The organism is Ideonella sp. P3_A4 (assembly GCF_056403075.1).
The window spans coordinates 1-1,285 of sequence record NZ_JBFUGE010001079.1; the positions used below are offsets into that span (position 1 = coordinate 1).

Genomic DNA, 1,285 nt, shown 5'->3' on the forward strand with positions numbered 1-1,285 from the left:
GGTCCGTCTGCCTTGCAAGGCAAACTCACCACGGTTGGTGCATCTCCGGTGCCTAACCCCTCCGTCAAGGGGACCTGCCTGCGGCAGGCCCCTTACGTCGAACGTTAGACCTCATGAGTACCCCCGCTGAGCGTCGTGCAGCGAACGACAAACGCGTCGCAGACGACATCCGTGAGTACGGATGCCATGTGATCAGTGTTTTTGACACCGAAGAGAAGCAGCCAACGTTCTCCTATTCGGTTGGCATTCAGGAAATGACCGGCGCCCCAGAAGCCATCGTCATCGGAGTGCGGCCGAACTTGGGGCACTTCCTGGTCAATGAATACAACCAACAAGTTCGAGCCGGTGCCAAGTTCGAACGCGGTGTGCTGTACTCAGGCTTCTTGGAAGGCTTCTCGATCTACATCGAACCCGTCAAGCCAAGTCGACTGCACGACTACACGCTTGGCTGCAATCGCTATTACAAGGGAAGGCCCTTCTCCACAGTCCAGCTAATTTATCCAACCACTACTGGTGTGTGGCCGTGGCAGGCAAGTGCTTCACAATGGTTCAAAAACAATCAGGTCATGCTCGGCCGTCAGCGGCCAAACCGGCCGTGAGGTCTAACCCCTCCGTCAAGGGGACTGGCCTGCGGCCAGCCCCTTACGTCGAACGTTAGACCTCAACGCTGCGCCTCGGCGAATGTCTGTGTGCCTGTGTAATGTGGAACGCTAAGCAAGGAGGATCCGCACTATGCGAACTACGCAAGGGGGAACGCAAAAGTGGTGTCCAGTCTGCAAGACAGTCCGTGTCTGTGCGGCAAGAAATCCGTCCTCCCTTGGGTATCAATCGGGGCAACGCTGGTATCAGACTGAACACTCGGACATTCAGTGGTTTAGGCGCGGTCTCATTTGTCAGCATTGTCAAAACGAATGGCTGTCAGCTGAAGTTCCAGAAGCATTTCTTGATGAACTGGTTCAGTTGCGAAACGCCTTGCGCGACATCAAGACCAACGCCGAACAGTACACAAAGGAATCCAGTAAGGCGGCCAAGTCACTGGGCAAGCTTAGTGAATCGCTGAGTGTCTTGCGCGCACTGAGCATCTACAAGGAGCAAGGGTGAGGCCTAACCCCTCCGTCAAGGGGACAGCCACAAGCGGGCTTCGCCCACTTGCGGCTGCCCCTTACGTCGAACGTTAGACCGCAAGAAGTGCCCAAATGCGCGTCATTCAATCACCCCAAGTCCTAGACATTCAGCCGAGCGAACGATCCGTCTTCTTGGCCGGGTCAATAGACATGGGTGGCAC

At 56.0% G+C, this 1,285-nt stretch carries 2 protein-coding genes; both read left to right on the forward strand.

Translation table 11 applies throughout. The features are described from left to right. Window positions 1-113: 113 nt before the first annotated feature. Window positions 114-599, forward strand: a complete 486-nt coding sequence (locus AC1DYI_RS35995) for a DUF4262 domain-containing protein (RefSeq protein ID WP_477208877.1) — start codon at window positions 114-116, stop codon at window positions 597-599. Between the two features lie 133 nt (window positions 600-732). Further along, the gene (locus tag AC1DYI_RS36000; RefSeq protein ID WP_477208878.1) at window positions 733-1,101 is read left to right on the forward strand and encodes a hypothetical protein; all 369 of its coding nucleotides are present in this window, start codon (window positions 733-735) and stop codon (window positions 1,099-1,101) included. The last annotated feature ends 184 nt before the right edge of the window (window positions 1,102-1,285 follow it).